A 4,717-nucleotide genomic window follows, 5' to 3' on the forward strand; every position below is an offset into this window, starting at 1 on the left:
CCCGAGCTCGCGCTCGGCCGGCAGCGCGCCGTGCCTTCCCCGGGCCCGCAGGCCGCGCAGTTCTATGCGGTCCAGGCTCATTCTTCCTCTGCATCCGCGGGGTTGAGGACGGGCGAGCCGTGGGTCGGCGCCGTCCAGCGGGACGCCGCGCAGCCGCCCGGGCAGCGCGGCGAGCAGGAACAGCAGCCCGCAGCCGGCGATCGCGGCGGCGGTCTCGCGGACGGCGGCGTCGCGCCACGCGTGGTGCCGCAGCGCGTGCACGAGCGCGCCCACGCCGGGGACCGGGTGGACGCCGGAGTGCAGCGCGGCGGCGAGCAGTTCGATGGCGGCGATCCCGCCCGCGGCGGTGACCACCAGCGCGGCCGCCAGCCCGGCGAGCGGGCGCCGCGGGCGGAACTCGCGGACGGCGAGGCGCCGCGCCTGACGCCTGCTGCGTTCTTCCTCGATCAGGTCCTTGACCAGAGCCTCGGCCATAGCCACCCCCGTGAGCCACCGGCACGTCCGGACAATCTCTCACTACTCATGGTGAGGCATTGTCACGTGGAGTGAAACACGCCATGCCGACATCTCACGCTTTCACCTGCGCGAACGGTCAGCGGAAGACGACGGTGCGGTCCCCGTTGAGCAGGACGCGGTGCTCGGCGTGCCAGCGGACGGCGCGGGCGAGCGCGAGGCATTCGACGTCGCGGCCGACCGCGACGAGCTCCTCGGGGCTATGGGTGTGGTCGACGCGGGCGACCTCCTGCTCGATGATCGGGCCCTCGTCGAGGTCGGCGGTGACGTAGTGCGCGGTGGCGCCGATCAGCTTGACGCCGCGTTCGTGCGCGCGGTGGTAGGGGCGGGCGCCCTTGAAGCTCGGCAGGAAGGAGTGGTGGATGTTGATGATCGCGCCGGGGAGCTTGGCGCAGAAGTCGTCGGAGAGGATCTGCATGTAGCGGGCGAGGACGACGAGGTCGGCGCGGTAGTGCTCGACGAGCGCGAGGATCTCGGCCTCCTGCGCGGCCTTGCCGCCGGGGCCGGCCGGGAGGTGGTGGTAGTCGATGCCGTACGACTGGGTGAGCGGCCGCAGGTCGGGGTGGTTGGACGCGACGGCGACGACGTCGATGTCGAGGAGCCCGGAGCGCTGCCGGTAGAGCAGGTCGTTGAGGCAGTGCCCGCCCTTCGACACCATGATCAGCACGCGGGGGCGCCGGGACAGGTCGTGCAGCCGCCATTCGAGGGCGAGGTCGGGGGCGAGGGACGCGAACGCGCCGCGCAGCTCGTCGGCGTCGGTGCCGGGGCGGGCGGCGAACTGGACCCGCATGAAGAAGGTGCCGGAGTCGGGGTCGCCGAACTGCTGGCTCTCCACGATGTTGCATCCGCGGTCGGCGAGCACTCCGGAGACGGCGGCGACGATGCCCGGCCGGTCGGGGCACGACAGGGTCAGCACGTACTGGTCGGCTCGGTCCATGGCTCGGTCTCACTCTCGCCGCGAAGGCGCAGCTCACATGCGGATACGGGGCTACGAGCCTACGCGGCGGGCCGCCGTCCCGGGGCCGTGCCGCGCCAGGACGCCGCTCTTCGGCGGTCCGGCGCGGCAGGTGAGCCGGGTTGTCTACTCGTGAGTAGTTTGAGGCGAGCCGTTGGGGTTACTTTTGCTCGCATGCGCCGGATCCTGGTTGTCGCAGTGGCCCTGTCCCTCGTCCTCGCGGCCTGCACGAGCAAGGGCGGCGGCGGCAAGGGCGGCGGCGAGGGCGGGAAGCGGCCCGCGACGGTCGACGGGATCGCGACCGCCGCCGGCACCCACAAGGAGAAGATCGACGTGGGTACGCCCGGGCACCGGGAGTACCTGCTGCACATCCCGGCCAAGGTCGCGGACGGGAAGTGGAAGGACGGCAAGCCCGCCGACAGGCCCGCCCTGGTGCTCGCGCTGCACGGCGGCCTCGCCAACATGAACAAGATGGAGTCGCTGACCGGCTTCGACAGGATCTCCGACGACAAGGGGTTCGTGGTCGCCTACCCGGACGGGTTCATGACGACCTGGAACGCGGGGAGCTGCTGCGGCGCCGCGAAGATCGGGAACATCGACGACGTCGGGTTCCTGAGCAAGCTGATCGACAAGCTGACCGGCGCCGGGCTCGCCGACCCGGACCGGGTGTTCGTCACCGGGTTCTCCAACGGCGCGGGCATGGCGTACAAGCTGGCCTGCGAGAAGCCCGGCAAGGTCGCCGCGATCGGGGTGGTCGAGGGGTCGCTGGTGACCAAGTGCGACCCGGACCGCCCGGTGTCGGCGATGATCTTCCACGGGACGGCGGACCGCAGCGTCCCGTTCAACGGCGGCGGGAACCGCGACTTCAACGACAAGCGGCCGTTCCCGCCCGTCTCGCAGGCGGTGGACTTCTGGCGGAAGCTCGCGAAGCTGCCGAAGCCGCACGAGGACGTGAAGGCGCTCAGCGGCAACACCGACTGCCAGGGGACGGGCAAGGGCGCGCAGGGCGTCGAGGTGACGTTCTGCAAGATCCAGGGCGGGACGCACGCGTGGCCGTCGGAGGCGAGTGAGATGCTGTGGAGGTTCTTCGACGCGCATCCCCGCAAGGGCTGAGAGCCGGCCCGCCGCACCCTCGGGCGGTATATGAGAGCTTTTCACATTTACCGCTATTGTGGCAGTGTGGCACACATGAACCTCCGGGACCGCTACGACGCCGCGACCGCCGGCCTTGAGGCGCCGTTCGCCGTCGTCGACCTCGCGGCCTTCCGCGCCAACGCCGCCGACCTGGTGCGCCGCGCCGCCGGCAAGCCCATCAGGATCGCGAGCAAGTCGGTGCGCTGCCGCGCCCTCCTGGAGGAGGCGCTCGCCATGGACGGCTTCGCCGGGATCATGGCGTTCACCCTTCCCGAGGCGCTCTGGCTCGCCCGGCAGGGCGCCTGCGACGACATCCTCGTCGCCTACCCGACCGCCGACCGCACCGCGATCGCCGAGCTCGCCGCCGACCCCGCCGCCGCCCGCGCGATCACCCTGATGGTCGACTGCCCCGAGCACCTCGACCTCATCGAGGACGCCGCCGGCGACGCCCGGATCCGGATCTGCGTCGACATCGACGCCTCCTACCGGCCTCTCGGCGGCCGCGTCCGGATCGGCGCGCTGCGCTCCCCGCTGCGCACCCCCGCCGACGTCGCCGCGTTCGCCGAGCGGATCCTCAAGCGGCCCGGCCTGCACCTGGCCGGGCTGATGGCCTACGAGTCGCAGATCGCCGGCGTCGGCGACCTGCCGCCCGGGCGGCCCGCCCGCGGCCGCGTCATCCGCGCGATGCAGCAGCGGTCCCGGATGGAGCTGGCCCGGCGGCGCGCCGCGATCGTCAAGGCCGTCCGCGACCTGACCGAGCTGGAGTTCGTCAACGGCGGCGGCACCGGCAGCGTGGAGAAGACCGCCGCCGAGCGCGCCGTCACCGAGATCGCCGCGGGCTCCGGGCTCTACCAGCCGCACCTGTTCGACTACTACTCCAACTTCACCGGACGGCCCGCCGCGCTGTTCGCGCTGCCCGTCGTCCGCCGGCCCGCGCCCGGCGTCGCGACCTGCCTCGGCGGCGGCTACCTCGCGTCCGGGCCCGCCGACGACGTCCGGCTCCCCCGCCCCTACCTGCCCTCCGGGCTGTCCTTCGACCCGAACGAGGGCGCGGGCGAGGTGCAGACGCCGCTGCTCGGCCGCACCGCCGACGACCTGCGGATCGGCGACCGGGTCTGGTTCCGGCACACCAAGGCCGGGGAGCTGTGCGAGCGGTTCGCCGACCTGCACCTCATCGACGGCGACCGGTTCGTCCGGACCGTCCCGACCTACCGGGGCGAGGGGCGGACGTTCCTCTAGGCGCGTGCCCCGCCGCGCCACCGGCTAGGTTGGCGGTATGAGCGACGCTCCGTTGATCAGTGTGCGCGGCGAGGCGGTGCTGGAGGCCGAGCCGGAGATCGCCCGGCTGTCGGTGCACGTCCAGTCGCAGGAGCCGGACCGGCGCACCGCGCTGGACCGGCTCACCGAGCGCAACCGTGCCGCGCTCGACCTGATCGGCTCCTACGGCGACGCGGTGGAGAAGACGGAGACGGGCGGCCTCGTCATCACCCCGCTGGTGAAGTACCGGCGCCGGGAGGGCGACATCCGCGCCTACCAGGGCACCGTCCTGATCAAGGTGACGGTCGCCGACTTCACCGTGCTCGGCGAGCTGGTCACCCGGCTCGGCGACCTCGAACGGACCCGGGTGGACGGCCCCGACTGGGACCTGCGCCGCGACAGCGACGTCTTCCGGCGGGCCGCCGAGCAGGCCGCGCACGAGGCCGTCGCGCGCGCCCGCCGGTACGCGGGGGCGCTCGGCGCGCGGCTCACCGGCCTGGTCGAGCTGTCCGACGAGGGCCTCGGGCGCGACGAGGGCATGGCGCAGCCGGTCACCCTGGCGGGCGCGTTCGGCGGCGCCGCCGCCGACGCGGGCGAGCCCGAGCCGATCGACCTGGAGCCGGAGACGCAGATCGTCCGCGCCGCCGTCGAGGCCCGCTTCACCGCCACCGCCCCCGACCTCGGCTGAACACCGCGCTGAACGGGTCCGGGCCCGCCGACGTACTGGTGGGCGTGGAGGCATCCGGCTGCGGCGAGTACCGGCCCGGCCTCGGCGTCTACGCCCTCGGGCGGCTCGCCGGGGCCGAGGCCGAGGCGCTGTCCGCGCACCTGCGCGGCTGCCCGCCGTGCCGCGCCGAG

At 73.3% G+C, this 4,717-nt stretch carries 5 protein-coding genes and 1 pseudogene; 4 read left to right on the plus strand and 2 right to left on the minus strand.

The genetic code is table 11. The features are described 5' to 3' along the window. Both F9B16_RS53390 and purU read right to left on the minus strand, forming a co-directional pair. A pseudogene (locus F9B16_RS53390) lies at positions 1-474 on the minus strand (hypothetical protein); the annotation flags it as partial. A 118-nt stretch (positions 475-592) separates the two neighbouring features. Further along, the gene (purU, locus tag F9B16_RS49285) at positions 593-1,450 is read right to left on the minus strand and encodes a formyltetrahydrofolate deformylase (RefSeq protein ID WP_151547162.1); all 858 of its coding nucleotides are present in this window, start codon (positions 1,448-1,450) and stop codon (positions 593-595) included. A gap of 192 nt (positions 1,451-1,642) precedes the next feature. Between purU and F9B16_RS49290 the strand changes: the two genes are divergently transcribed. From F9B16_RS49290 to F9B16_RS54325, 4 genes are all read left to right on the plus strand, one after another. Next, positions 1,643-2,581 carry an alpha/beta hydrolase family esterase gene (locus tag F9B16_RS49290; RefSeq protein WP_151547163.1) on the plus strand — a complete coding sequence of 313 codons (939 nt, stop codon included), beginning with the start codon at positions 1,643-1,645 and terminating at the stop codon, positions 2,579-2,581. Between the two features lie 75 nt (positions 2,582-2,656). Continuing rightward, positions 2,657-3,841: an amino acid deaminase/aldolase gene (locus tag F9B16_RS49295; RefSeq protein WP_151547164.1), complete on the plus strand. Its 1,185-nt coding sequence runs from the start codon at positions 2,657-2,659 to the stop codon at positions 3,839-3,841. Positions 3,842-3,878: 37 nt separating this feature from the next. Continuing rightward, positions 3,879-4,547 (plus strand): SIMPL domain-containing protein, encoded by a 669-nt coding sequence (locus F9B16_RS49300; protein WP_151547165.1) that lies wholly within the window; start codon positions 3,879-3,881, stop codon positions 4,545-4,547. Positions 4,548-4,591: 44 nt separating this feature from the next. After that, positions 4,592-4,717, plus strand: a 126-nt coding sequence (locus tag F9B16_RS54325; protein ID WP_192809392.1) for a zf-HC2 domain-containing protein, incomplete at its 3' end; no start/stop codon positions are given.

This window comes from Actinomadura montaniterrae, assembly GCF_008923365.1.
Taxonomy (GTDB): domain Bacteria; phylum Actinomycetota; class Actinomycetes; order Streptosporangiales; family Streptosporangiaceae; genus Spirillospora; species Spirillospora montaniterrae.